The organism is Armatimonadota bacterium (assembly GCA_029907255.1).
In the GTDB taxonomy this organism is placed as follows: domain Bacteria; phylum Armatimonadota; class UBA5829; order DTJY01; family DTJY01; genus JAIMAU01.
Genome location: JARYMF010000008.1, coordinates 132,690 through 158,346, shown reverse-complemented (window position 1 = coordinate 158,346; position 25,657 = coordinate 132,690). Strand labels below are relative to the sequence as shown.

Annotated in this window: 25 protein-coding genes and 1 other RNA gene; 12 read left to right on the top strand and 14 right to left on the bottom strand. The window is 47.1% G+C overall.

Annotated elements, in window-relative coordinates:
* The first annotated feature begins 2 nt into the window (after window positions 1-2).
* The 11 genes from QHH26_09340 to QHH26_09290 all read left to right on the top strand — a co-directional run bounded on the left by QHH26_09340 (window position 3) and on the right by QHH26_09290 (window position 9,771).
* Complete coding sequence (locus QHH26_09340) at window positions 3-1,214, top strand: hypothetical protein (protein ID MDH7482158.1); 1,212 nt, start codon at window positions 3-5, stop codon at window positions 1,212-1,214.
* A gap of 49 nt (window positions 1,215-1,263) precedes the next feature.
* An RNA gene (gene ffs / locus QHH26_09335) (signal recognition particle sRNA large type) lies at window positions 1,264-1,529 on the top strand.
* Between the two features lie 73 nt (window positions 1,530-1,602).
* Complete coding sequence (gene dnaX, locus QHH26_09330) at window positions 1,603-3,276, top strand: DNA polymerase III subunit gamma/tau (protein ID MDH7482157.1); 1,674 nt, start codon at window positions 1,603-1,605, stop codon at window positions 3,274-3,276.
* Between the two features lie 29 nt (window positions 3,277-3,305).
* Window positions 3,306-3,647 carry a YbaB/EbfC family nucleoid-associated protein gene (locus tag QHH26_09325; protein ID MDH7482156.1) on the top strand — a complete coding sequence of 114 codons (342 nt, stop codon included), beginning with the start codon at window positions 3,306-3,308 and terminating at the stop codon, window positions 3,645-3,647.
* A 60-nt stretch (window positions 3,648-3,707) separates the two neighbouring features.
* Window positions 3,708-4,307, top strand: coding sequence for a recombination mediator RecR (gene recR / locus QHH26_09320; GenBank protein MDH7482155.1), 600 nt, complete (start codon window positions 3,708-3,710; stop codon window positions 4,305-4,307).
* Between the two features lie 112 nt (window positions 4,308-4,419).
* On the top strand, window positions 4,420-4,998 hold the full coding sequence (locus QHH26_09315) for a 2-oxoacid:acceptor oxidoreductase family protein (protein ID MDH7482154.1): 579 nt from the start codon (window positions 4,420-4,422) through the stop codon (window positions 4,996-4,998).
* A 64-nt stretch (window positions 4,999-5,062) separates the two neighbouring features.
* Window positions 5,063-6,205, top strand: a complete 1,143-nt coding sequence (porA, locus tag QHH26_09310; GenBank protein MDH7482153.1) for a pyruvate ferredoxin oxidoreductase — start codon at window positions 5,063-5,065, stop codon at window positions 6,203-6,205.
* Between the two features lie 10 nt (window positions 6,206-6,215).
* Complete coding sequence (locus tag QHH26_09305) at window positions 6,216-7,139, top strand: thiamine pyrophosphate-dependent enzyme (GenBank protein MDH7482152.1); 924 nt, start codon at window positions 6,216-6,218, stop codon at window positions 7,137-7,139.
* Window positions 7,140-7,162: 23 nt separating this feature from the next.
* Entirely contained in the window at window positions 7,163-8,053 is an 891-nt protein-coding gene (gene pdxS / locus QHH26_09300; protein MDH7482151.1) for a pyridoxal 5'-phosphate synthase lyase subunit PdxS, read from the top strand.
* 3 nt (window positions 8,054-8,056) lie between these two features.
* Window positions 8,057-8,647, top strand: coding sequence for a pyridoxal 5'-phosphate synthase glutaminase subunit PdxT (gene pdxT / locus QHH26_09295; protein MDH7482150.1), 591 nt, complete (start codon window positions 8,057-8,059; stop codon window positions 8,645-8,647).
* A 5-nt stretch (window positions 8,648-8,652) separates the two neighbouring features.
* Window positions 8,653-9,771, top strand: coding sequence for a WD40 repeat domain-containing protein (locus QHH26_09290; GenBank protein MDH7482149.1), 1,119 nt, complete (start codon window positions 8,653-8,655; stop codon window positions 9,769-9,771).
* Window positions 9,772-9,875: 104 nt separating this feature from the next.
* On the opposite strand, the gene QHH26_09285 is transcribed toward QHH26_09290, so the two are convergent.
* The 8 genes from QHH26_09285 to hisG all read right to left on the bottom strand — a co-directional run bounded on the left by QHH26_09285 (window position 9,876) and on the right by hisG (window position 17,039).
* Window positions 9,876-11,018, bottom strand: coding sequence for a glycosyltransferase family 4 protein (locus QHH26_09285; GenBank protein MDH7482148.1), 1,143 nt, complete (start codon window positions 11,016-11,018; stop codon window positions 9,876-9,878).
* Window positions 11,015-11,356 carry a DUF192 domain-containing protein gene (locus QHH26_09280; GenBank protein MDH7482147.1) on the bottom strand — a complete coding sequence of 114 codons (342 nt, stop codon included), beginning with the start codon at window positions 11,354-11,356 and terminating at the stop codon, window positions 11,015-11,017. The genes QHH26_09285 and QHH26_09280 overlap by 4 nt, the downstream gene beginning before the upstream one ends.
* A gap of 96 nt (window positions 11,357-11,452) precedes the next feature.
* Window positions 11,453-11,944 (bottom strand): helix-turn-helix domain-containing protein, encoded by a 492-nt coding sequence (locus tag QHH26_09275; GenBank protein ID MDH7482146.1) that lies wholly within the window; start codon window positions 11,942-11,944, stop codon window positions 11,453-11,455.
* Window positions 11,945-11,962: 18 nt separating this feature from the next.
* Window positions 11,963-12,973, bottom strand: a complete 1,011-nt coding sequence (queA, locus tag QHH26_09270; GenBank protein ID MDH7482145.1) for a tRNA preQ1(34) S-adenosylmethionine ribosyltransferase-isomerase QueA — start codon at window positions 12,971-12,973, stop codon at window positions 11,963-11,965.
* Window positions 12,974-12,986: 13 nt separating this feature from the next.
* On the bottom strand, window positions 12,987-13,226 hold the full coding sequence (locus QHH26_09265) for a DUF2905 domain-containing protein (GenBank protein MDH7482144.1): 240 nt from the start codon (window positions 13,224-13,226) through the stop codon (window positions 12,987-12,989).
* 44 nt (window positions 13,227-13,270) lie between these two features.
* Complete coding sequence (locus QHH26_09260; GenBank protein MDH7482143.1) at window positions 13,271-14,812, bottom strand: tetratricopeptide repeat protein; 1,542 nt, start codon at window positions 14,810-14,812, stop codon at window positions 13,271-13,273.
* Window positions 14,813-14,822: 10 nt separating this feature from the next.
* A complete protein-coding gene (locus QHH26_09255) occupies window positions 14,823-16,091 on the bottom strand; it encodes a tetratricopeptide repeat protein (GenBank protein ID MDH7482142.1) in 1,269 nt (422 codons plus the stop codon).
* 63 nt (window positions 16,092-16,154) lie between these two features.
* Window positions 16,155-17,039 (bottom strand): ATP phosphoribosyltransferase, encoded by an 885-nt coding sequence (gene hisG / locus QHH26_09250; GenBank protein MDH7482141.1) that lies wholly within the window; start codon window positions 17,037-17,039, stop codon window positions 16,155-16,157.
* Window positions 17,040-17,183: 144 nt separating this feature from the next.
* Between hisG and QHH26_09245 the strand changes: the two genes are divergently transcribed.
* Window positions 17,184-17,756 (top strand): hypothetical protein, encoded by a 573-nt coding sequence (locus QHH26_09245; protein MDH7482140.1) that lies wholly within the window; start codon window positions 17,184-17,186, stop codon window positions 17,754-17,756.
* A 94-nt stretch (window positions 17,757-17,850) separates the two neighbouring features.
* Here QHH26_09245 and QHH26_09240 read toward each other — a convergent pair whose 3' ends face one another.
* From QHH26_09240 to QHH26_09215, 6 genes are all read right to left on the bottom strand, one after another.
* Window positions 17,851-18,732, bottom strand: coding sequence for a hypothetical protein (locus QHH26_09240; protein ID MDH7482139.1), 882 nt, complete (start codon window positions 18,730-18,732; stop codon window positions 17,851-17,853).
* A gap of 118 nt (window positions 18,733-18,850) precedes the next feature.
* A complete protein-coding gene (locus QHH26_09235; GenBank protein MDH7482138.1) occupies window positions 18,851-21,574 on the bottom strand; it encodes a glycoside hydrolase family 99-like domain-containing protein in 2,724 nt (907 codons plus the stop codon).
* Between the two features lie 9 nt (window positions 21,575-21,583).
* Window positions 21,584-22,336 carry an amidohydrolase family protein gene (locus QHH26_09230; protein ID MDH7482137.1) on the bottom strand — a complete coding sequence of 251 codons (753 nt, stop codon included), beginning with the start codon at window positions 22,334-22,336 and terminating at the stop codon, window positions 21,584-21,586.
* Window positions 22,336-23,064 carry an amidohydrolase family protein gene (locus QHH26_09225; GenBank protein ID MDH7482136.1) on the bottom strand — a complete coding sequence of 243 codons (729 nt, stop codon included), beginning with the start codon at window positions 23,062-23,064 and terminating at the stop codon, window positions 22,336-22,338. Before QHH26_09225 ends, QHH26_09230 begins: the two co-directional genes overlap by 1 nt.
* Window positions 23,046-23,837 (bottom strand): 5'/3'-nucleotidase SurE, encoded by a 792-nt coding sequence (gene surE, locus QHH26_09220; GenBank protein MDH7482135.1) that lies wholly within the window; start codon window positions 23,835-23,837, stop codon window positions 23,046-23,048. Before surE ends, QHH26_09225 begins: the two co-directional genes overlap by 19 nt.
* 145 nt (window positions 23,838-23,982) lie before the next feature.
* The gene (locus QHH26_09215) at window positions 23,983-25,488 is read right to left on the bottom strand and encodes a hypothetical protein (GenBank protein MDH7482134.1); all 1,506 of its coding nucleotides are present in this window, start codon (window positions 25,486-25,488) and stop codon (window positions 23,983-23,985) included.
* Window positions 25,489-25,657: the final 169 nt, after the last annotated feature.

Here is a 25,657-nt window from a genome sequence, read left to right as displayed (position 1 = left end):
AAGTGAAGCCAAGCACTAAAATCATCCTCATATGCATTGTCATCATACTTCTGCCTGTAATCGTTAAGCTGCAAATGGTCATAGACCCCCAACGTGCACAATTCCAACCTGGTCGGGGTGTTGCTTCCGTAGTTACCGAATTTGGGTCGAACCCCGTTGTTCTTCCAAGCCAATTTGTATTCGGAACGGTTATTGGCTTCCGCGAAGTCGTAGCAGGACTCCTTTGGGTTCGCGCGAATGACTTCTTTCATACTGGCAATTATGATGCAATTGTTCCACTTAGCCGAATGATTACCTGGCTTGACCCTCATCAGCTTGTTGTATATTCGGTTGGGGCATGGCACTTGGCTTATAACTTTGTAGATTTTGAAGAGCGTGCAGATAGAAGATATCTTTACCCCGGTATGAAGTTCTTGCTTGAAGGAATTCAAAACAATTCCGAGCTCTGGGATCTTTATTTCGAAATGGGCTTTACGATGTACTTTTTGAAAGTTCTCAACTATGACGAAGCGGCATATTGGCTAAAGCAAGCGCAGGAACGCGGGGCACCCGGGCGCGTCCAAAGATGCGTGGCGCACGCACTTGAAAGGGCCGGAAGGATAGATGAAAGCATTGCTCAATGGAAGCATTGCATAGCCGACGCCAAGCGCAGGCTTAAAAAAAATCCAAACGACCCTGACGCATCGTATGATCTAGCTATTTCAAAGAGGAACTACGATAGAATAGTAATCCAACAAATGGAGCGCAGCAAGCTAGCCAACCATCCATTAGCTGTAAACTTTGAGGCGACATTCCGGCGGCTTGGCCCCAAACAGTTTCTCATAAGCGGGCACACGAACCTCCCGGATGGCGCACGAGTGGAAGTCACGTTAACCGATTTCGGCTACAAAGAACCAACCCTAGAAGAGGCAAGCTGGCAAGTTGATCCAAACCAAACCCTTGTTTACGACACCGGAATCCACGGCATAGTCGTGCGTGGCGGAAAATTCTCGCGCGAATATGACTTAAGCAAAGACCCAAAGCAATATCCGCTAAAAGCCAGTAAATACAAACTTAGCATTTTCTTCAATCCACGCAACGCCGCACGCGATATACAAGACATAGTAGGTTGGAGCGGCGAAGGAATTGTTGTAAAGAATTACCCCGACAACTCGGTCAAGGGCCTCCGAAAAATAAAGAAAGTCATTATCCTAAAGCGCGAAGATATAATCTAGCAGGCTGGTAATATTAAGAACGACCTGGTATAATTATTAAAGTGTTTGATCGTGCTAGACGGGGAGCTAGCGGTGCCCTGTACCCGCAATCCGCTATAGCGGGGTCGAATTCCTGCTCGAGGTCTGGCACTTTGAGGTTCGGCCGCCGCAAGCGGCGTTGATGGCCGGGTCCTGCGCAACGGCCGGCTTATGAACCCCGTCAGGTCCGGAAGGAAGCAGCGGTAAGTAAGTTCGCCCGTGTGCCGCAGGGTTTCCTGGCCGGAGTTGGCTACGTGCGGTATCACTTGGGGTGCCTTATCGAAAGCAGGTGCACGATCAAACAAGTTTGGTAATTTGCTTTGCAGTATCCCCAACAAGGATACTGCTATTTTCGTGTCAACTAAGAAACATGGCATACGTCTCACTCTATAGAAAATACAGGTCGCAAACTTTCGAAGAGGTAATGGGGCAGGAGCACATTACCAGGACCCTTCAGAACGCCATCAAACTCGGGAAGATTGGACACGCATATTTATTTTGCGGGACAAGGGGCACTGGGAAGACCACAACAGCTCGCCTGCTTGCCAAGGCTCTCAATTGTGAGAAGGGACCAACTCCAAATCCTTGCAACGAATGTGCCGCATGCAAAAGCATAAATGAGGGAACAGCAATCGATATTATCGAGATGGATGCTGCTTCCAATCGTGGAGTTGACGATGTTGCAAAGATTCGCGAGAACGTAAAATTTCCTCCGATGGCTCTTCGCTACAAGGTTTTTATCATCGATGAGGCACACCAGCTTTCAGGTGACGCAAAAGATGCATTCCTTAAAACATTAGAAGAGCCTCCATCCTATGTCATTTTTGTCCTTGCGACTACCGAGCCCCATAAAATACCGATTACCATCAGATCTAGATGTCAGCAATTTGACTTCCGACGCGGGTCAATTGCAGATATCCGAGCTCGGCTTGCTTATGTAGCAAATAGCGAAGGCATCAAAGCTGAAGATGCAGCCCTTGACCTGATTGCCCTAAATGCAGATGGTTCGTGGCGAGATGGATTAAGCCTAATGGAACAAGTGCTTGCCTATACGGATGGCGAGCTCCGAGTAGATGACGTCTACAAAGTTCTTGGCACGGTTACCCAAGATTTCCTATTCCGAATGGCCGATGTCATCGCCGAAGGAGATGAGCCTGGGGCATTCGAAATGGCAGCGGAGGCAGTGGCATCTGGAAAAGACCTGCGCCAACTTCTCCGCTCTCTTGCTGAGCACTTTCGAAACCTTCTATTCGCTTCAGTAACAAAGGACCAGTATGTGCTCGGCACAAGCAAGGAAGCATCAGAAAAGTTGGCTCAGCAAGCAGCAAAATTCAAAAAGCCCGAATTGATAAGCCTTGTGGAGACATTCTCAGAAGCCGAGCGTGAAGCCCGCTTAAGCGACCAGCACCGTCTCATCACCGAGATGGCTTTTCTAAAAGCAATCAGAATCGCCAATCCTCAGCAAGCTAGAATAGCTGTTCCTGTCCCTGCGCCGAGCGAACCATCCACCCAAACGGCATCACAGCCCGATAGGCGTGAAAAGCCAACATCGGCTCAGCTTGAAATTCGACAAGCAAGACCTGTATCTTCGGCAAAACAAGCAACCGACGAGAAAAAAATACCAGAATTTGATACAATATTGGAAAAATGGAACCAGGTTCTCCAACACATTCGGAGCATAAGTCTGCCGGCGCACGTCCTCTTCAGTGAAAGCAAACCGGTAGCGATACGTGGAAATGCTCTTGTCTTGCACTTTAAACACGAAGGGCACTGCGTATTAATAATGAACGAGAAGGAGAAGCCTGACATTCCATCAAAACGGCGTGTGTTCCAAATGGCTTTTGAACGAGTTTTTGGGACACCGAACATTCCGATAATTTGCGAGACAGCGTCCGAACAAGCGGCTCCTCGGCGGACAATCCCAAAGCCAGAGGAAGAGGAAGACCTGCCGGACCCATTCCAAGAGCCAGCTGCAGCTACTGATGACAACGAAACACTCCGCAGTGTGCTCGATATGTTTGAAGGAGAGCTTGTGGACGACTAACAGGTTTCCTGGAATTTTAGGAGGATACGATGAGCAATCCATTCGCCAACCTAGGGGGACTAGGAAACCTAGGCGGCATGATGAAGCAAATAAAAAAGCTATATGAAGATATCGAAAGAGCCGCTGAGGAACTCAACGAAGAGAGAGTCGAAGCCACATCAGGCGGCGGCATGGTAAAAGTGGTCGCAACTGGAAAGGGCGAAATTGTAGAAGTAAAGATCGACCCTAAAGTTGTAGACCCCGACGACGTTGAGATGCTAGAGGATCTCGTCACAAGCGCCGTCAGAGAGGCGATAAGCAAAGCAAACGAAATAAAAGCGAAAAAGATGGAGGCGGTCACGGGGGGCTTGCCCATTCCAGGCATCATGTAAAACAAAGAGGCCATAGTCTAAATTTGCAATACTCTGTTTTCTGATTTGTTGGTTGAGTAAATAATGTACTACGCAAAACCGCTAGCTAAATTGGTAGGTGCTCTTGAAAAGCTGCCGGGCATAGGACCGAAGTCAGCGCAAAGGCTTGCATTTTACATTCTACAGGCTCCGCCCGACGAAGTCGCTACTCTAGCAGAAGCTATCAAAGAAGTCAAGGAACGTATTACCCAGTGCAAAATATGCTGTAACTTCGCAGATGAAGATATCTGCGATATATGCCGAAGCGACAAGAGAGACAAAACAACTATTTGTGTGGTTGCTGAACCGCGCGATGTCATCGCTATGGAGAAAACAAACGAATTTCGGGGGACTTATCACGTCCTTCAAGGTCTTATTTCGCCAATGGACGGCATTGGCCCCGAGATGCTTCGAATCCGCGAGCTTCAGCAACGGGTCATAGAAAACAACGTTAAAGAAATTATCTTGGCGACAAACCCAACCATCGAGGGTGATACGACAGCAATGTACTTGGCTGGCATCCTAAAACCCATGGGTGTAAAGGTAACCAGAATTGCCCACGGCATGCCGGTTGGAGGTGATTTGGATTACGCAGACCAAGCAACGCTTATTCGCGCCCTCGAGTGGAGACGGGAAATGTAAGATAACAAGTAACGAGTGACGAGTAATCGGCTAATGCCTCACACAATTCGAGGAAAATGCTTCCTTACCCGTCACCCGTCGCTTGTTACAAATAAAAGGGAGGCATCTAAAAATGTCAAAGCTAACCGAGATACGGTGGCACGGCCGAGGTGGGCAAGGTGCCAAAACGGCTGCGCTACTGTTTGGAGAAGCCGTGCTCGGACAAGGAAAATACATGCAAGCATTCCCCGAGTATGGCCCTGAAAGGATGGGAGCACCCGTCCAATCGTTCAACCGAATCAGCGACCAGCCTATCACCTTGCACTGCCACGTCACGTCGCCCGATATCGTAGTTGTGCTCGACCCAACTCTTATCGGCAACATAGACGTGACGCAGGGGCTACCAGAAAACGGAATAATACTGATTAACAGCAGCCTACCGGCTTCCAAGTTTCGTGAGATGCTGAAGCTTAATGGACAAAAGGTTTACACAGTTGATGCTTCAAAAATTGCTCGCGAAACGATCGGTAGGGATATACCCAACACACCGATGATGGGCGCACTTGTAAAAGTTACAGGCCTACTAGACTTTGAAGAAATGCTCAAAGACACACGCAAAAAACTGGAGAAGAAATTCCGCTCAAGGCCTGAAATCATTGAGGGAAATATCAAAGCAATCCAGCGAGCATATGACGAAGTGACGGAAGGTTAGGAGGATAAAATTGGCTACGATTACCAAAGAAAGAATAGCCCTTACGGGCAACGAAGCAGCGGCAATGGCTATGAAGCAGATTAACCCCGATGTGGTTGCTGCTTATCCCATTACTCCGCAAACCGAAGTCATGCAGATATTCGCCAGCTATGTTGCCGATGGACTGGTTAACACTGAGCTAATTACCGTGGAGAGCGAACATAGCGCCATGAGTGCAACAATTGGTGCGGCAACCGCAGGCACTCGCACAATGACTGCTACTTCATCGCAAGGCTTAGCATTAATGTGGGAGATGCTGTATATAGCATCAGGCTTGAGACTACCAATTGTAATGCCAATGGTTAATAGAGCATTAAGCGCTCCTATTAATATTCACTGCGACCATAGCGATTCCATGGGAGCACGCGACTCTGGTTGGATACAGATATTCTCAGAAAATGCACAAGAAGTCTACGACAACCTGTTTCAGGCGGTCAGAATTGCCGAGCATGACGATATACAACTTCCAGTAATGGTCAACTACGATGGCTTTATCATCAGCCATGGGATGGAACCGGTCGAAGTTTACGACGACAAAGACATCAGAGAATTTATCGGCGAATACAAACCGAAGTATGCATTGCTCGATGTGGAACATCCAATTACCGTAGGCTCGCTAGACTTCACTGACTATTACTTCGAGCACAAACGCTCCCAGGCTGAGCCGATGTTCCATGCTCTTCCAATCATTGAAAAAATCGGCGAAGAATTTGGAGAGAAGTTTGGCAGAAAGTATGGCTTATTTGAAGAGTACTACATGGATGACGCAGAGCTGGCAATCGTTGTCCTTGGCTCCACCGCTGGCACAGCGAAGGTCGTTATTAACGAACTGCGCGAGAAGGGCATGAAAGCAGGAATGCTCAAGCTCCGCGTGTTCCGGCCATTCCCTGAGAAGCAGATAGCCGAAATATTGTGCAGAATGAAGGCGGTTGCAGTTCTTGACCGTTCGGACGCCATGGCTGGAACCGGCGGCCCACTTTATGCCGAGATTCGCTCTGCACTCTATGATTGTGAAAAACGTCCTCTGGTTGTGAACTATGTTTACGGGCTAGGTGGCCGAGACATTAACCTCAGCCACATAGCCTCTGTCTATGAGGAACTTGAAGCAATCTCCAAGAATGGCAAGCGCCCCTACAAGGCAATTAACTACCTTGGAGTACGTGAGTAAAGGAGAAAAAATGGCAAATCTAAAAGAACTAGCAAAAAAAGGTGAATTGCTTTCTGGTGGGCATCGCGCGTGCGCCGGATGCACATTCCCTACAATAATACGTCAGGCTTTGGCTGCGACGGATACCCCAGTGGTAGTTGGCGCAGCAACGGGATGTATGTCAGTAGCAACAACCATTTTTCCGTTTAGCGCCTGGAGAGTACCCTTCATTCACAGTGCGTTCGAAAATGTGGCGGCAACAATAAGCGGCGTGGAAGCGGCCTACAGATCACTAAAGAAACAAGGGAAGCTTGACAAAGAAATTCGCTTCATTGCATTCGGCGGCGATGGTGGAACGTATGACATTGGGCTACAGTCGCTATCAGGAGCAATGGAACGCGGACATAGGATGCTTTACATTTGCTATAACAACGAGGCTTACATGAACACAGGTATTCAGCGATCTAGCGCAACGCCCTTGGGTGCGGAAACAACCACATCACCCGTTGGCAAAGCATCCTATGGAAAGAAACAAAGAAGCAAAGACTTGACTGCAATAATGGTTGCACACAACATTCCATATTGCGCCCAGGCTTCGCCAAGTCATTGGAACGACTTTGTTACTAAAGTTCAAAAAGCCCTCAATACGGATGGTCCAACATTTATTAATGTCTTGTCTCCATGTCGTCTTGGATGGGCTTTCCCGCCAGAAAAGGCAATACAGATTGCACGCGACGCGGTAAATTCATGCTACTGGCCTTTATATGAAGTTGAGAATGGAAAATACAGGCTCACCTACAAGCCAAAGGAAAAGCTGCCAATCACAGAGTTCCTAAAAGAGCAGACAAAATTCCGTCATCTTATGAAGCCGGAGAACCAATGGATTATTGAAGAAATCCAGAAAGAGGTTGATACCCAATGGGAAAGGCTGCTCAAGATGGCTGAAAGCGAGTGAGCCAAATCAAGGGGTGATAGGTTATGACGGATGTTCAAAAATCCACATGGCGGACAAAAGTTGGCCTGGCAGAGATGCTAAAAGGCGGCGTTATTATGGATGTAACTAACGCCGAGCAAGCTAAAATTGCCGAAGAAGCCGGCGCAGTTGCAGTTATGGCACTTGAGAGAGTTCCAGCCGACATCCGCCGTGAGGGCGGTGTGGCGCGAATGGCCGACCCCATTAAAATTAAAGAAATCATGGATGCTGTTACCATACCAGTAATGGCAAAAGTGAGGATTGGCCACTTCGTTGAAGCACAGATTCTGGAGGCGCTTGGTGTAGATTACATTGACGAGAGCGAAGTGCTCACGCCGGCTGACGAAATGCACCATATTGATAAGCATCAGTTCAAAGTGCCTTTTGTCTGTGGGTGCCGTGATCTTGCAGAAGCCCTAAGGCGCATCGGCGAAGGGGCGGCAATGATTCGCACCAAGGGTGAAGCTGGCTCTGGAAACATTGTAGAGGCAGTCAGGCACATGCGGTCAGTAATGTCGGAAATCCGCCGGCTACAATCCATGCGCCGTGATGAGATTATGGCATACTCAAAGAGTATGAATGCACCATACGAATTGGTGCTTGAGGTTGCGGAAACAGGCAAGCTCCCTGTACCAAACTTCTCGGCTGGAGGTATAGCAACCCCTGCAGATGCAGCGCTCATGATGCAGCTCGGCGCAGAAGCCATTTTTGTCGGCTCGGGCATTTTTAAGTCAGAAGATCCTGTGAAGCGTGCCAAGGCAATTGTAGACGCAACGACCTACTATGACAAACCCGAGATTCTTGCCGAACTTTCCATGGGCCTAGGCAGCGCAATGCCCGGTCTCGACATTCGGCAGATTCCAGAGAACGAACTCCTTTCAGTTCGAGGTTGGTAGGAGTTGGGTAAAACGCTAACAATCGGTGTCCTCGCACTCCAGGGGGCTTTTCAAAAACATATTGATACCATTAAATTATGCGGCGAGCAGGCAATACCTGTGCGAACGCATGAAGAGCTCGACTCCGTTCAGGGGCTAATAATCCCCGGCGGCGAAAGCACCACCATAGGCAAACTCCTCGCCCGGTATAATCTCGATAAGAAGATTATCGAGGCTACCGGGCGGGGTATGCCAATTTTTGGAACTTGCGCTGGTCTGATATTGCTTGCGAAAGAAATCGTCGGTAGCGATCAACATAGGTTAGGACTGCTCGATGTAACAGTTCTTCGCAATGCATTTGGGCGACAGGTGGACAGCTTTGAAGTGGATTTGGATATCGAAGCACTCGGCAAACCGCCATTCCGTGCAATCTTCATTCGCGCCCCATATGTCGAGAAAGCAAATCCCGGCGTGGAGGTACTTGCGCGATGCAACGAAAAGATTGTTTTTGTAAAGCAAAAAAACCTTCTGGGGGCAGCCTTCCACCCCGAGCTGACCACCGACACCAGGATTCACGAATATTTCATACGTATGGTGCAAGAATCACAGCAGTAGTACCTTTGCCCAAACGAATCCCCTATGTCACTATTGCCGCCATTATCCTTTTATTCTCTGCAGGAATAAATGGAGCAGTTGGTGACGATTTACATCTCATTTGGAAACGACCAATAAAGCCCCCAGTTTCTCTTACAATTGCGCCGGGCGGCAACTATTTCGGCACAGTGGATACCGAAGGAAATGTTCGCTTCTACGATAAAAATGCAAGGCTGATATGGCAAAAGAAAATCGAAGGCGCAACCGATGCCCTTATAGCTCAAAATGGTAGTAGTCTATTAGTATTTACAAAACTTGATCCGACTCGTACAACCGTTCACTATTTTCGACTCAATAACAATTTATACTGGAGGCATGATGTTTCCGGCAGCATATGGTCGGCTGCTGTCTCTCCTAATGGAGACTATGTGGCTGTTGGAACAGGCAAATGTTATCTTTACCTTTACCCACCCTACCCAATCCGTCCGCGGTGGAGGCGATGGCGGCTGGAAGGCATCGTTCATTCGCTAACATTCACTCCTGATAGTCAGCGAATAGTTGCGGGAACTTGGCAAAAATCTACAATCGCATGCTATGACCTCAAAAGTAAGCTACTATGGCGATATGGACATTATAATGACCGCCAGTATGACCTTCAAGTGAGTGCCGATGGAAACACTATCTTAGGGGTTCAACCTGGCTCACAGCATAGACCTGTGACAGAGGTATGCCTATGGAATACGCAAGGCCGCCTGCTTTGGCGGCAGAAAGTTGAGGGATTTGAGCCGTTTGCCCGTGTATCCCCTCGAAGCCAGTATGTTGCGATAAGCTTTACAAAATATTTGAGTCGCTCGCGTTCGCACATGCTAGAACGAAAAATTAAGGTATACAGTGCAAAAGGAAACCTTCTCTGGGAAAAGGGAGGGCTATTTTTCAGCCCACGGCTTGTAGCCATTTCGCCCACAGGCTCATCGGTCATTGCATCTGACGGAAAGTCCAGCCTTTACAATATACAAAGCGATGGAAAGATTCGCTCGAAGCTTACCCTTGGTGGTGTTATTCGAACTTGCATCCCTTCTAATGACTGTCGTCAAATCCTCATCTACTGTGGCGACGGATGGCTCTACCTCGTAGGAGTAAGGTAGTCTCTCCTATTTTATCAAGTGCTTTCTGTAATATTCCACCTACACAAAACAATGAAATGCGGGCAAAGCAGTCTCACGCCACGATTTCTCACTTTTATAAAAGCTCACGCAAGCAGGGACTCGTAGACTGCCAACACTTTTGTTGCCATTTCAGCTGGGGTAAAACGAGCAGAATTTCGAACCGCCGAGACGGAAAAACGCTTATACAACTGCTCATCAATAAGTAATAGCTCTATTTTCTCTGCAAAGTCTTCCACATCGTTTTCAGTAAGCAAGCCCTCTTCTCCGTCATTTATCATTTCCGGAATTCCACCTGCTCGAACAGCCACACAAGGAAGCCCTGCAGCAAGAGCCTCGCATAGCACTAGCCCCTGCGTTTCCGTCGTTGAAGGAAATACAAAAATGTCGCCTGCCGAATAATATTTCGCCACTTCACACCTTGGCATTGCGCCGGCAAATACGACACGGTCAGATGATTTTAGGGATGCAGCAATCTGCTTGGCTTGGGACTCATATGGCCCGCCACCAACAATTAGTAAGTAAAGATCACTATACCTCTGAGCAAGCTTATCGAAAGATTCAAAAATCAACTGTAGGTTTTTCTCCTTAGCAAGCCTTCCAACATAGATAAGCACACGAGCATCTTCAGGAATTCCCAGTTTTTGGCGGATTTGCACCCTTACTTTGGAATCCATCGTCGTATCAAGGGCATTGCCTGTTGGAATAATATATATCGGGGCCTGCACACCAAAGCCTCGAAGCATCTCCATCATTTGTTTTGAAGGAACAATCACCACGTTGCACTGATTGTAGTATCTTCGCATCAAGTTTATTATGAACAATCGCTTTGCCTTCTGAGGAGCAAGCGGAAAGTAATGTACATATTCCGTATATTGCGTATGGCAAGTTGAGACGCAGGGAATTCCCATCTGCTTTGCCAATTTAAGACCCACTTGGCCGAGCATCCAAGGTGTATGCGTATGAATAATATCTGGCTTAAGCTCACGAATCTTTTCTGGAATTCGATTAAACCACGGGATTGGCACTGGGTAGGTTGGGTCTATCCAGGTCCGTATTGCAGGAACACGAAAAACATGCGGGTCTGAGTCCTTGTAGCCGCGATAGGAAGAAGTCACAATGTAAATCTCATGCCCACGTGCTCTTAGCTCCTTTGCTAGCGTTCCAACAGAAACGGCGACCCCATTTAACAAAGGCTCATAGCTCTCACTGAAGATGAAAACCCTCATGCGCAGGCATCCTCCAGCCTGAGCTTGTCTCCGATGGAAACACTGCCTGCACCTGCAGGAAGTTCAATTACATAGGAAGCGCCGTTACATCTTGGTAGAATGTGCCAAGGAGGTACGTTAACGTCCACTCTCAGCACGCGAAGCTCGCGGTCAGCGTAAATTATATCGATTGGGAATCGCATGAAGAAAGTGTGGACTTGACAACATCCGTGCATCAGCAATCCTGAATTTTTTGCCAGAGACCTGCGGCCCATCAATCCGATTAAACGTGAAAGAAAGCCTCTTGCTGATTCAACTCTCTCAGCGACTACTGCGCCATCGGCGTTTGTAATTTTCATAAAGCGACCAAGGTGTTTCAATCTTAATTTTATGCTAGCCGAGATTCCATATAAATGTTTACCAACAGAGCTTAAATTTCCTAAACTTTGCCACCGCTAATCTTCATTTCCAGAAACCTTGCGCGACTCCAAAAACTCCAGCACGTCAGACAGCTTAAAGCGTCGCTGGTTGCCTCCTGTGCGAATATGCTTTAAGATCCCTTTGTTTGTGTAGCGTCGAACGGTCGTTGGACAACAGTTCAGCAAACGAGCTGTTTCCTCAAGCGTAAGTTCAGGATCTAGCAGACGTTCGAGAAGCTGTTCACGCGTTTCTTTGAAAGGCTTGTATGAACGCTGTGCCACTTCTTCGCCAGTCAAGGTAAGATTCGCCATTGCATTTAGTCTTGATTTCGCTGCAATCTTAGTTTTGGGCAGTATTGGCGCAGAAGCATTTGTCTCTGTATATTCTTCCTTAGTAAGTTTAGCTTTAACGCCCTCCACGGCAGGAGCGGTATGGTTTTTATCATTCTCAAGCCCCTCGCTTTTCGCTTCCTTCAGCGCCTGCTCTTGGCGTTCAAGGTACCTTGTCCATTCCTCAAGGCTACGCATATAATCTCAACCCCCCGGTCATACTATAAGCATTGCGTCGCCAAAGCTGAGAAATCTATACTTCAGCCTTTTTGCTTCCTCGTATGCTCGCATTATATTGTCTCGCCCTGCAAAAGCTGAGACAAGTATTAAAAGTGTAGACCTAGGCATGTGAAAGTTTGTTATCAACCCATCAATAACCTTAAACTCATAACCAGGAATGATATAAAGCCCTGTCTCACCCTCCATGGGTTGGATTTTTCGTCTGCCCACAGCCGCACTTTCAAGCGCCCTTGCGGTAGTCGTCCCAACTGCAATTATGCGCCCCTTGGCTGAATTTACCATCTCTGCAGCTTTTGGAGAGACGGAAATCATCTCGCTATGCATCGGATGTTCGGCAATCAGCTCAGTCTTTACCGGTCGAAACGTTGCAACGCCAACATTGAGAGTTACGAACGCTATTTCGACCCCCTTCTCGCGTATCTTCGATATAAGCCGCGGTGTAAAATGGAGACCTGCGGTTGGCGCTGCCGCCGAACCCGGAACCTGCGCGTAAACTGTCTGATATCTTTCTGCTAACCTAAGCCCCTTTTTTATATATGGCGGCAGAGGTACTTCTCCAATCCGCTCGATTGCCTCTCTCACCTCCGGCGCATCGCCAAAATCAAGGATGCGGCCACCTTCCTTTGTCCGGGCAATCACTTCGGCGCTCAAATTATCGCCAAAGTTTACAACCGTGCCAGGCTCAACGCGTCTACCAGGTTTGACTAATGCCTCCCACTTATTTGGGCCGACCTCGTGTAGCAAAAGAACCTCGACCTTGCCGCCTGTTGGCTTAACTCCCCTGAGCCGCTTAGCAGTTACCCTCGTGTTGTTCATCACCAGAAGGTCGCCAGGATTAAGGTACTCAGGAAGATCATAAAAATGTCGGTGTTCGATGCGGCCCGTTTTGCGAAATAATACGAGCAGCCTTGATTTATCCCTCTCCGGCAGGGGCTCCTGAGCGATAAGCTCGGGCGGTAGGTCATAATCAAACTCGCTTATCCGCATGGTCCTGCTACACTTATTTTCTGCTCAACCATGAAAAAACCATGAAAAGCAGTGTCAGCACAATGCTAATCACTATGCTGGTAACAATTGGGAAATAAATCCTTACATTTCCCCACCGAATGGCTATATCACCGGGCAACGGATGACCTCGCCCTCCCGAAACCTTTGACAGCAGGAGAATAACCCCGCCGATTACTATCAACAACACCCCTATAGCAATAATTGTCTTGCCAGCGGATGCAACTCCATTCATTACAAAACCTCTCTCCATAAAAGACATTTGACTAAGCTCTTATGTTATCTTTGCCTTATAGCGCTGAGAAAGGCTGCTAACTCTGCTTTTGCTTCATCCTGCAAAATTGACGCCTGCTCCATATACTGTTTTTTTTCGGTTTCAAGATACAAGACTAGGCTACCAGTTGCTTGAGCTAGAAGACTTGTCGCAAGCACAGCCCTGGGAAGCACCTCCTTTAGATTGTCAGAGCTGTTTTGGCTTGAAATAAACGTCGCAAGTCCCTCTGCCTCTGCATCCGCATCTTTGCATTCTTGGTAATAATCTTCCCTGCTGAGCTTCTGCCGACTATAGTCTTCGGATGCAACTTTCAGCTTCTCTAACAATGCATTGAACCGTTCTTCCAAAACTTGAGCGAGAACCCCATGGCGTTCGGCGGCAGTTGGATTATCACCAAGCGCTACTTCTTTAGCCTTGACTAAATGTTTCAGCGCCTCCGTATACATGCGCTTTGCAGCATATAGTTTGTACAACTTTTCATGCGGCGCGGCATCTTTTTGATTGAGCTCTGCTGCTTCCTCATAAGTCTTTGCCGCCTCGTCAATCTTGCCCTGGTTCCAATAAATATCCCCAAGACTAAGGCGGACTTTAACATTTTGCGGCTCGAGTTGCAAAATTTTTTGGCATTCCGCGGCAGCTTCCTCAAGATTACCTGTTGTTATATAGTACTGGACTAAAGCAGTTATTAGAGATGCATCGTCCTTATTAAAAAGCAACCCCCGGCGGCACTCATCAATTGCTTCATCCACCATTCCAAGTTTCCAATAGAGTTCTGCAAGCTTGACGCGGCTCCCTGAATTCGATGGATTAAGGTTAATTGCTTCTCGCAATTCATGAATGCCGTTAATTAAATCGTTCTTCTGAATATATTCATCTGCTTGCTTTACGTGTTGTTCATATTCAGCCTGAATGTTGCGTGGCTTCGGCTCAGAAATCTTTGGCACCGCCACAACTGGCACATATTCAGGTGGTTTATCGGCAGGTTGAGCTACAGCCCCTCCAAAAGCCATAATGGCAATCTGGGATACAGCAGAGCTTGCCGCCGTCAAAATTGCGTTCTTTCTATTAATATCAGCTATGGAGCCCATCCCTTCGGCAATAAGACTACCAGAGGTAGCAACCCATCTGCCACCAGACGGAATTTTAAGCAGTTCGAGAGCCACATCTACCTGGTTTCCTACAACTGTTCCTCGGCATATAAGAGTATAACCAACGTTAAGCGCACGCCCAATCTCCATTGCCCTCGATGCATCCGAAACCTTCCTAATTGCCTCTGATTTCAACTTTCCCTCGAATACTGCTCTGGTGACGGTTGGCAAATCGGGGTCAAATATAAGCGTGTCAACTTTACCACTTTCCGCCATTAGCTTCGATACCGCAGCTATAACGTCAGGGTCGCTCGGGGAATCTTTCCCATCCACTGTGAGCGTGATTGGGACAATCAACACCAAAGGGCGATTCGGAGCATTGGGTTCTTTAGCAGCAAAACAGGAACTTGATACGATTAAAATCAAAGCCAAAATAATCGCTATTACATTAGACTTCATTTTAGTTATCTTATCGAGCGTGATTTCGACACACCTCTATGCCGGCTTCACAGGAACGAATATTTTTTTGCACTTCGGCGGCATCCCGGCCTGCAGCTTGCTGCTCACGGAAAGACCGAATTGCTTTATTATAGTTGTCTATCGCTTGGCTGTACTCCCCAAGCCTCTGATAGCATAACGCAATTTGCTGATATACTCGCCCTGGATCGGTTGTCTGGTTAAGTGATTCCCGATATGCAGAGATTGCCTCTCTATACTTTCCAGCTCTCTGAAGTTGGACCGCCTTATCTTCAATGTCAATCGGCGGTTCCGGCGCTGGTTCATGGACGATTATAGTGGGCGCTGGCCTTGGGGGTGCTGCAGAAGAAGATGGTTGAGCCTGAGCCTCAGCGCCATCCGTTAGAGGTACTATCACAGGCTGCTCTTTTGAAGTAGCAGCCGTAGTTTTGTTAGAAGGCTGCTGTGTAGACTCTCCGCTCTTTGCCTGATTCTGCTGCTTACTTTCCGTACCAGGAAGCGGCACTGGAGGAATACCTTGCTTAGCAGTCCTTGGCGCCTCAGCCTGCTGACGTTCAATTTCGGGCTTCCTTTCTGCTGTTGATTGACTGGCTGTTTGCTGTTCCGTGGTCTGCTGGATGCCTTGCATCGGATTCATCTGCTGGCCCTGCACCTGGGTTCCAGGCTGGGGAGTTCCCATGAATGGTTGACCAGGCTGACCAGGATAAGCTGTAGATTGCTGAGGTGGACGGCTTTGCGCGTAATGCCGCTTTGTTTCCTTACTGCTTCCGGACGAACCTCTAAGCATGCATAACCCAACGATTAGTATGAATAGGGTTACAGTAGCTGCTGCTATAGAGGGGAAATATGGTCGAAGCTTTTCAAAATACTCTTCACTCTTCTTCGGTTGGACTACTTTACTAACCTTTCCACTCCTTAGCTCTAAAAGCTTCTGTTGGTCTGCTATACTGTTAGGATTTAGAGCTACCACGCGCTCGTACTCTGCAATCGCAAGGCTTATATCGCCACGTTTCTCGTATAACGAACCAAGAAGCGAATGTGCAGACGCGTTGTCGTCGTTTATCGCAAGTGCACCCTGGCACGCGAGTATGGCGTCATCCAACCGTCCGGCCTCGCTGTGCTTATATGCGCTGTATATTAGCTCGCCAATTTTGAGGTGGTCATCTGGCGTTAGCTGTTTTCCCGAAAACAACCTGGTGCCACACTCCCGGCAATACTTGCTATCATCCTCGTTGTTTTTCCCGCAATTTTTACAAATCATATATTTCTCCACGGGAAGTATAAGATTTTAACACAGTTGTTCTGAATTTCGGTTTATCTTAGCTCAAGGAATTACTTTGTTTAGAGGGTACTCTACTAATCCCTCAGCACCTGCACGCCGCAGGGTTGGTATGAGTTCGCGAACTGTTTTCACATCAATTATCGTTTCTACTGCATACCAATTCTCGTCGCTGAGCGGCGAAAGAGTCGGCCGTCTAAGCGCCGGAAGAACGTCAATCACATCCCCTAATCTTTCCTTAGGCACGTTCATTTTCAAGCCTACTAGCTGTTCGGCACTGATTGCGCCTTTCAAAAGCATGGCAAGATTTTCAATTTTCGTGCGCTTCCAAGGGTCTTCCCAAGAAATCTTATTGGCAATCAGGCGTGCAGTTGACTCAAGAATTGTTTCCATTATGCGCAGATTGTGTGCACGCAACGAACTGCCAGTTTCGGTATTTACAACTATTGCATCGGCTAGGTCAGGAACTTTAACCTCGCATGCTCCCCATGAAAACTCGACGTGTGCGGAAATTCCGTGAGTCTCAAGCCACCGCTTGGTGAGGTTGACATATTCGGTGGAGATTCGCTTTCCATTCAAATCTTTGGGGCTGTGAAAATTTGATTCCTCCTGCACTGCCACAACCACACGCAAGGGACGGAAAGTTGCTTTGTTATACGAAAGATCTTCTACCTCCACAACATCTGCACCATTGTCAACAACCCAATCATAGCCAGTAAGCCCTACATCGAGAATGCCATCCTGCACATATCTGGGAATTTCTTGCGGCCGCACAAGAAGAGCATCCAGCTCATTATCATCGCAAGAAGGCATATAGGACCTGCTATTGATGTGGAATTCCCAGCCCGCCTTTCTAAACAAACTTAACGTTGACTCCTGTAAGCTCCCCTTTGGCAGCCCTATTTTGAGTTTCAAGCGTGTCACCTCAATTGTACATTTTAATCGTGTTAGTTCAGTATACAAGAGAAATATAGCTAAGTCAAGGTTTACGCGGCAAAACCTGTACATGCGGTCATAGTCCCGGGTGTTAGACGACTTTGTGAGGACTAATGTTCATCCACATACGAGAGGCTTATGAATACGCCAACTGCAACCGATAATCTAGTTTGGTTGTTGCCAATTAACCTAATGGGGGATGAAATGGAAAAAAATCCTATTTTAGATATAGCAATTGAGTACTTGATTGCTGGCATGGCAGAAAGAGATTTAGAAGAGCGTCAACATTGCCGACGCGTTGAAAAGTTGTGTGCCATGACCGCTGCTGAGATGAATTGGAATTCTGAGGAAATTTCAGACCTCAAATTGGCAGCCTTGCTTCACCACATGGACCGCTCGCTAGTGCCTCAGTCTGCTATCTCGCGCAAAGTAGCAGCTTATCTAACCAGCTTCAACAGAAGAAAAGCCAACCCACACGTCCGATTATTAACACTTGCTGATAGAGCTGATGAAGGTGCTAGCATCATAGCGGTTTCCGACACATTCGACCGCCTGACTTCACTCCAAAGATATCGGAGACCTTTAAATGAAAAAGATGCGCTGGAAATTCTCAAGCGCGATGCTGAAGGCACCGTTGACGAGCGAACTGTAGAGGCTTTCGCGCGGTCATATATGCGCGAACTTCAAAACTGTGAGCAAAAAGCCGCATAGAATCTAATTTTTCTTGTGCTTTGACGCAAGCAGTGGAATAATTGCCCCTTAAACTATTCCACCCATAGCATAGTTGTTTATAGTGCCAAAGTACCTATTTCTTTGTGCCGGCTGGCAAAAGGAACATTTGGTATGCAATCTCCACATTGAGGCTTACATTTGCATGATTCCCATTTGTATCCGGCATGTTGGCAGTCATATTCATGCTTAACTGACCATCAGTTCGAATTAATTGTCCTTTCTCGGCTGAAAAACAAACCGTCGTATCTCCAAGGAATGAACCTTTCATATTACCACCCACAGGCAAAAGAGAACCTCCATTGGCATTCATTGCCATTGGTGATGTCATATCGAAGTCGCCGCCGAAGCATTGCTTAAACACAGCAGTAGTGTATTTGCCAACTTTGAAGTCGGTGCTAAGTAGCTTTCCACTTAGCTTAACGTTATTCAAGCCCTCTATTTTCGGAAAATCCCTAGTCCAAGTATCTCCAATACGAAGTTCCTCTTGCGGAAGGAGTACCATATTTGTGCCCATGCCGCTCGGGCACATTAGTTTCCCGCCAGGTATGAAGCTACCAAGCAATTCATTTGATGACAAACCCTTGACCATGCCGGTCTTCGAGACAACCATGGATATTGGGGGAATTTGCTTGAAAGGCAGCTCACAGGTTTTGCCCATCATCTCCATTCTCAGTGACTCAAATGCCAAAATGATTTCTGCATCACCATCGGATAGCAAACGTTTAGTTTTCTGTTTAAACACGCCCGCCATTTTTACTGGCATGGTGATTGATGCGGCGTTTGGACCGCCCGTCAAATGAATCTTCATATCTGCAACCATTTTATAGCGCAAAAGCTCGCCAGGGACATACTTGTATTCCAGCTTGACAACATCACTGCCATATGCATATCTAGTAATCATACTCAGGGCTAAGCCCATCAAAACAATGAAGATGACTCGCCTAATCGCTTTCATATTTCCTCCTCAAGCGCATTGGATATTAAAAATACATAACCCACCAAATCATTTGTGCCATAAGAGGAATCCAAAATAGAGATGATTTCTAAACGATTAAGAGAGCCTATAAAGAGGGTTAAGGTAGAAAACGAATGTAGTCAATCTCAATGCGTGCATCGCCAGCATCGGTAGGGTCAAACCGCAAGCCGGTTATTATACCACGCCAGGTGGGCAAAGTGCTTAGATTGAGTCTATAAACATGGAACTCACCATTGGGAAAAATTTCAAACCTAATACTCATCGTTTCATTGAAGTTTCTGCCTCGACCAGCCCAGAAAAACTGAGCCTGCTTCCCTCTATCTACCTTCATTCGTATTTCTAGGGTTTTGAACTTTGAGGAATCAATGTTTACTGGTGGCCCATAGAAGGCTGGGTCTGAACCAATGGAAGTAGCAACAAGGCTACCATTCTCGATGCCAGCATCTCGAAGTTCCTGAGATGCGCTCCATCCCACTTCTTCCAATCCATCGAACGTCCAGCTTGTAAGAGGCTTGGGCTTTGCAAATTCATAGGGTCCAAGGCCAACGTCTTGCGGGACAAGGTCAATATGCTCATGCGGTGCGTCGGTGAATACTTCTCGAATCGCGTCCAGGTACCCAAAACCCCATTCCAAATGGGGTTCAATATAGTCGCCCTCGCCAAACTCATTCCACGCTTCGATAAGGACTACCTTTGGCGAAGTTTTATGAGCGCTAAGAAACTCCTTTGCATTTCGTAGCATTTGCGCAAATTTCTCGGGCGTCTTTCCCGTTCTAACGCGGGAGTTTATGCCGTGCCAAGGACGCGAATCCCATCCAGGCTCAGTTACGGGTATGTAAGGTATCTTTGAAAAAGCTGCAATAGCGTTCCAAATATCTCGATATCCAGTCACCATATCATCGTACGGCGCAATGAGCCGTCCCTTATCGCCAGCGCTCGGATAGTTGTAACCGCTGAGGGCATCGTATCCTTCGCTCTCCAATATCTCGATTTGATGTTTGTTGGGCCCAACGCATCCGACAAAGTAGATACCTGGTAAACCCCTCGATCTTGCCAACTCCCTCGATTTTTCAAAAGCCCTTCTTACTCCATCGGAACCCATGTCCTCAGTGAGGCGGTGAGGCGAAAATATGATGACAACAGGTTTTCCATCAATTTTGAAATATTCAGGCAGGCAAAAGTAATTATCAAGCCAGTAATTCGTAACGTTGACCATATCTTCTGCCGAGGAAGTCTTTGGCGGGTTGTGATTTGCCCAAAGCAGGCAAAACTTAATTTTGCTTCTATATTTCGACTTCAGATAGCCGTTATGAAGCGCATGCTCGAGACTCCGACCACCTGCACACCAATACCAATCATAGACGATGAATGTCACACCATGCTCGACCATCCATTTTATGTGCCAGTCGGCAACCTCGGGTTCGCCTTCGCGGTAGTAGCCCAAAACTGGACGCCTTTCAGGATAGTCATCGAGCACTGCCCATCGCTGATAGTTCCACCAGCCGGGATAATAGTACATTCCAATTTCACAGTCACCTCGAACCGGATTAGGCTCGGGGACATAGTCTGCCTTCACCACTTGAACAGGTGGATCCCATCGCAATTTAGACAGCCTACGGGCGAGAATGCCAGAATCATCCTTTATTTCAACCATTGCCCATGAGGTTCTTGGCTTATCAGAGAAAACCGACCACTCATAGACAATCGTACCGCCGGGTTTAAGTGGAGGTACTTGCATTTCAGACAATCCACCTTGTAAGGACAACCCAGCCCCAAGGCTCAGGTTTATTCGCAATTCGCTTGTCGGCTCACCACCAACATTGGTTACTTTTGCACGAAGAGAAGTTGCCGTGCCTGCACGATTGATTGCCTTAGTAAAACCAAAGCTTTCCACTTCCAACTCAGCTGGCCCTAATCTAGTATTACCAACCCCTGCGCAAGCAATTTCGAAAGTAGTTCTAGAACTTGGGCACAGCTCTAGCCCCAGAAGCATGACTTTTCCTTGCCACTCAGGAAGGTTCTCGCATTGAATATTGTACGCATGCCATTTACCGTCACTCTTCAGCTTAAAAGACGCTGACTGCACACCTGGCAATACATCTGTTATCCATTTAGCTACCGCATAGGCATCATTGTTGCATCTTATCATGAAACCTAGCCAGCGCCTTGTATCAGCTTTAATGTTAACCATAGGCGAGAAAAGGAGTGCCTTATCTGTGGTTATTAGCTTCATGCCTGCCGATGAATATGTTACTAATTCGCCGCCTGCCGGAATCCATTGGCTTGATTTTCTAAAATCAAAAAAGGATTCTTCGGTTTCAAGGCCAGTCAGTTCTAGTATACGTATATAGTCAACCTCAAACTGGCAGTCTGAAGGGGGGTCAAAACGCAGATGGATAATCTTGCCTTCTTTTTGCCAAAACGGGAATATGCGGTATACTCGAAAATCGCCTTTTCTAAAAGAGATTGAATTTGCTTTCTCTTGCCGGAACCCTCCATAAGGCTCTTCTGTTGTATTCGTCCAAAAAAGCTCACCTTCACCGTCTACGCTTGTTTTTGCTCTCACCTCAACGTATTGAAATGGAGATGCAGGAATTTCAAAGAGCGGTCCTACGAGTATGGGATCCGCACCTTCGGTTTTGCCAGTAAGACATCCGTTTTTGATTTCTAAGTTCTTAATTTGGGAATTCGGCTTCCATTGGCTAATGGCGGATGGTGAATTAAAATCCCACTCAATAAGGGTTCTAAAGTTTGTATCAGGGTAAGCTTTCGAATGCACAAAGACAGCAGGAATGATGGCGAGAATTAAAGCGATTTTCATTTAACTTCCTCAACCTGATGACTCTTCCCCCTGGGAAGGTGTTTGGAGTCGGAACAGCCTGACTGCGTTTTGGTTGAATATTTTTATCATTGCATCCTTTGAAATATTGCTCGCTCGAATGAGTGCAATCTCAGAAGCAGGGTCGGAAATCGGCAGGTCGCTGCCAAAGAGAATCCTATGCGCCCCAATGCGCGCCACTGCCTCTTCAATTTTTTCAACATCGAACGAACCTGAAGTCTCCATATGCACATTGAGCAACTTTCCTATATTCAATGCCGCCTTCCAGTCCGCTCCGCCCATCGAACCAAACACAAACTGAATCGTTGGAAACTTTGCGGCTATTTCTTTGGCGGCCTCGACTGCCTCTGCATGTGGAACATAAAGCAGCACAGGCTTGACATAACGTCTATATGCATTCAGGATTTCTTCGCAGTCGTCAAATGTTGGGTAGGGGCGAAACGCACCGCTGAATAGCGCTAGTGCCACCATCTTGTGGTTGCCGCCTAAGTTTCTAATTTCCTCAATGGATTCTTCGGGGTAGTTTGGGTTTACTACAATATACCCATAAAGGCGGTTGTTATCCTTGATTGCCTCCAGGAGTTGTGCGTTCCCTTCTCGGAAATTACACGCAACCGCATGGCCAGAAATTAGGATAGCGTTATCTATACGGTATTTGTCCATGGATGCTAATATGCCATTGCTACCAAAAGGTCGCCCTAACAAATCATGCTCAACATAATTTATCCGAATGTCAACAGCCATTATCCGACCTCCAGGATTCGCTTGATATTCCCACCAAGCACAAGCTGCTTCTCGGCATCTGAGAGCTCTGAATTGAGAACACTATTTAGCGAGCTAGCAGTCGAACGCCGTGGAGCACCCGACCCAAAAATTACTCGATTAGCCCCTACTCTTTCAGCCACTACTTTGAGGGCACCAGGAACGTGTAGTTCATGGGTCTCAACCATTACATTCGGTATTTCAAGCATCACGGCAAGCGCCTCAGCTATTGATTCGGCGGAGATTGAACACATAATCACTGCGCCTGGGTAGTCGGTTACAACGCGCGCCAAAGCAGTGGGCTCCCCTGGCTTGCCTGCATCCACCATCACCGCAACTTTGAATGAAGCCAACTGCTTCAGCACTAGTTTGAATGCTGCTGAATCAATAGGCCAGCCTTGCTCTGCCGGAAAGAATCTAAATATGCGAAAACCCTGCGAAACTATTGCACGCATGTCCTCATCAGTACCGAAGTAGCTTTGAGGATTTACTGTGCCCGCAGGGATTAGACGATTATTTGCTGTGGCCGCTCCTTTTGTTATCTTATTCCCCTCTAAGTAATCACAAAAGAGGCCTATAGTTGAAAGAGTGATGCTCGCCCCAATTTTGTATCTCTCCATATCTCTAATCAGGCGTTCAATGGACATATCAAGTTTGTGGATGGGATGAAATCCAAACAGCGTATTCGCATCTATGATTTGGAAGTCCACGATTCGATTCCCCATTTCTTTAATTCGTCTATTGCAGAATAGCCTGTTAAATCAAGGTGTATGGGTGTAACCGAAATTTTGTCATCAGCGATTGCTTTTGTATCGGTGCCTTCTGCAAGCTCATCAATTGACTCGCCACCAAGCCAGTAATATGCTCGGCCGGAGGGGTCAACTCTTTTTTCAAGCTTCCCAGTATACCTTCTTCGCCCTTGCCGAGTTATCTCCACCCCTTGAATATGCTCAGGTGGCTGATTTGGAACATTGACGTTCAGAAGAGTATCGGGAGGAAGGCGATGTTCTAGAATAACTTCTGCCAGAAATGCAGAAAATTCCGCCGCACAGTCAAATGAAACACCTTCTTCATATGATGCAACCGAGACGGCGAACGCTGGTATTCCCATTATCACCGCTTCCATTGCCGCGGAAACCGTGCCTGAGTAGGTCAAATCCCAGCCTAAGTTCGGCCCCCAATTAATTCCCGAGACCACAAGATCTACCTTACCCTCGATGACGTCAAGAAGTCCAAGCGAAACACAATCCGAGGGCGTGCCGTTTGTAGAATACCCATAAGAACCGTCAGGGAGGCGAACCTTGCTTAGACGAAGCGGTTTATGAAGGGTAATCGAGTGCCCAGATGCACTTCTTGGGCGGTCAGGGGCGACGACATACACAGCACCTATGCGGTCGAGCGCCGTCTTGAGCGCAAAAAGGCCTTCCGCATAGATGCCATCGTCATTGGTTATCAAGATTTTTGGCTGAGATTTTCTAATCATGACTCAATAGCAAAGCCCCCGCTCAATAGGACGAGGGCTTGAATAGCCTGTAAACCGCCCGACAGATTATACTATAGCGAACAGATTAAGGCAATAATCAGTTGTCAGCTTGCGTTTTAGTTTTATTGGCATAAAAACTTTCAAATTACCATCTCGTTCTTGCCACGTAGATAATCTTCAACTCAGAGTTTTTTGGTACTTCAACTGGAATCTCGACCGTAGACGCATCTTTCTTAAAATACTTGTGCGAGCTTTCGACTATTCGCCAATCACCCAATAAGTGTTCGACGACCAAGACGCTGACCGGCAAATCTTTATGGTTGCGGATAGTTATTTCGAAGCTTTCCTCCACTTCACGGTCGCTTATTCTACGGAAATTGGTCCGCTTATGTTCGCCCACAATATCAAAGGCATCGCCCAGGTACAGCCGAATTTTCTCGTCCTTGGGCGTATGATCAATTTCATCCTCGCCTACAAAGTGGCGATTTGCATCCGCCTCTTGCTTGTACACACGCACAGTGCCTTTTGGAAGTGGTATGCCCAAATTGTTATCCTTGCTATTGACAAATTCGACAAAAACATTAACTTTCTTATTGGTACTTACATCGTAACTCTCTCCAGGCCGGTAACCCACAGAACCACGCCAACTTCGCCACCAACTTTCCCTTCCATCATAAATGTAAATCTTTTTTGCAGGTACCTCCGCAGCAGAAAGAAGGGAAATCTGTTTGGTTTCTTTATCTCGCACAGTTGTTTTACCCTGCAAGGTATACAAATGGTATTCAAAAAATGCTTTCTCGGTAAATTGCGGCTCTGGCATTGCCAGCTTAACATCATATCCAGCATATGCGCCAACACCCCTAGGGCTTGGGGTAACGCGGTGCACATCACCCGCCATGAGGTTTAACGTGGCGTTTTCATATGTTGCCCCACTTTTGTTGTCAAGAGTCACCCACCCAGTAATGTCAACTTTCTTATCTAAAGCATCAACTACAGCCACATAATCGGCTTTCCAGTTAATCGAGTTGGCTAAATAGGAGATTTCAGTATCATGGTTGCCTGGCTTTGTAGCCTCGATTTTCCATTCAAGCGTTGGACGGGATACAAGCCCTTCGGGAAGCTCTGTTACCTCAACCTCGCCTATTGGATTCAAGATTATACCTTTTTCAGTCCGAATTACCAAACCATTGTACTGAGTCAAGGATCTTGGCTGACCAACGTCATAGCCATACCCCGCAGGCTGCACATCCTGCGTTATAACACTTGCTGGATTTAACAAAATGCCCTCATCGGTGAACATTGTTCCTCCAGAGTACCGTCTTATTTTCACAGGCTTCCCAACCGATTTGTTTAAAATTGTTAGAGGATTAATAAGGTCATAACGATAGTTTTGCTCCCGAACAACCACCGATTCTGGATCCGTAAGTGATTTAAAAGCTACCGTCTCAGGCTGAATCATTGCGGCGACATCAGGAACGAAGACGAAGTTAATCCCCTTTTCCAAAGACATGCGCCGAACTTCCTTCACCAAAGCAAAGTTTTGGTTGTAGATGGTGAGCTCGACGCTTGTCGGCTTGCCGACCCCTTCAGACGAGAAACACGGATAGGCAATTAGCAGAAACAGGATGATTGTGAACACGAGCTTTCTCATTGATGCTCTCCTTTCGATAGTAATGGGAGGATACCAATTGAAACAAGGGCAACAGCTTAGCTTCGGCTGAGTTTGGAAGGCCAAAATGCGATTTTATCCAAAGGCTCACCCTTCGGGAGTATTTTTACCCAATTATACTCTAGAATACAAGACGTTCTGAACAGCAAAA

What these genes read in the sequence shown, in the direction of transcription:
- dnaX (MDH7482157.1), top strand. Translation starts at nt 1,603, where the DNA reads ATGGCATACGTCTCACTCTATAGAAAATACAGGTCGCAAACTTTCGAA.
- QHH26_09325 (MDH7482156.1), top strand. Translation starts at nt 3,306, where the DNA reads ATGAGCAATCCATTCGCCAACCTAGGGGGACTAGGAAACCTAGGCGGC.
- QHH26_09315 (MDH7482154.1), top strand. Translation starts at nt 4,420, where the DNA reads ATGTCAAAGCTAACCGAGATACGGTGGCACGGCCGAGGTGGGCAAGGT.
- porA (MDH7482153.1), top strand. Translation starts at nt 5,063, where the DNA reads ATGGCTATGAAGCAGATTAACCCCGATGTGGTTGCTGCTTATCCCATT.
- QHH26_09305 (MDH7482152.1), top strand. Translation starts at nt 6,216, where the DNA reads ATGGCAAATCTAAAAGAACTAGCAAAAAAAGGTGAATTGCTTTCTGGT.
- pdxS (MDH7482151.1), top strand. Translation starts at nt 7,163, where the DNA reads ATGACGGATGTTCAAAAATCCACATGGCGGACAAAAGTTGGCCTGGCA.
- QHH26_09285 (MDH7482148.1), bottom strand. Translation starts at nt 11,018, where the DNA reads ATGAGGGTTTTCATCTTCAGTGAGAGCTATGAGCCTTTGTTAAATGGG.
- QHH26_09280 (MDH7482147.1), bottom strand. Translation starts at nt 11,356, where the DNA reads ATGAAAATTACAAACGCCGATGGCGCAGTAGTCGCTGAGAGAGTTGAA.
- QHH26_09275 (MDH7482146.1), bottom strand. Translation starts at nt 11,944, where the DNA reads ATGCGTAGCCTTGAGGAATGGACAAGGTACCTTGAACGCCAAGAGCAG.
- queA (MDH7482145.1), bottom strand. Translation starts at nt 12,973, where the DNA reads ATGCGGATAAGCGAGTTTGATTATGACCTACCGCCCGAGCTTATCGCT.
- QHH26_09265 (MDH7482144.1), bottom strand. Translation starts at nt 13,226, where the DNA reads ATGAATGGAGTTGCATCCGCTGGCAAGACAATTATTGCTATAGGGGTG.
- QHH26_09260 (MDH7482143.1), bottom strand. Translation starts at nt 14,812, where the DNA reads ATGAAGTCTAATGTAATAGCGATTATTTTGGCTTTGATTTTAATCGTA.
- QHH26_09255 (MDH7482142.1), bottom strand. Translation starts at nt 16,091, where the DNA reads ATGATTTGTAAAAATTGCGGGAAAAACAACGAGGATGATAGCAAGTAT.
- QHH26_09245 (MDH7482140.1), top strand. Translation starts at nt 17,184, where the DNA reads ATGAATACGCCAACTGCAACCGATAATCTAGTTTGGTTGTTGCCAATT.
- QHH26_09240 (MDH7482139.1), bottom strand. Translation starts at nt 18,732, where the DNA reads ATGAAAGCGATTAGGCGAGTCATCTTCATTGTTTTGATGGGCTTAGCC.
- QHH26_09235 (MDH7482138.1), bottom strand. Translation starts at nt 21,574, where the DNA reads ATGAAAATCGCTTTAATTCTCGCCATCATTCCTGCTGTCTTTGTGCAT.
- QHH26_09230 (MDH7482137.1), bottom strand. Translation starts at nt 22,336, where the DNA reads ATGGCTGTTGACATTCGGATAAATTATGTTGAGCATGATTTGTTAGGG.
- surE (MDH7482135.1), bottom strand. Translation starts at nt 23,837, where the DNA reads ATGATTAGAAAATCTCAGCCAAAAATCTTGATAACCAATGACGATGGC.
- QHH26_09215 (MDH7482134.1), bottom strand. Translation starts at nt 25,488, where the DNA reads ATGAGAAAGCTCGTGTTCACAATCATCCTGTTTCTGCTAATTGCCTAT.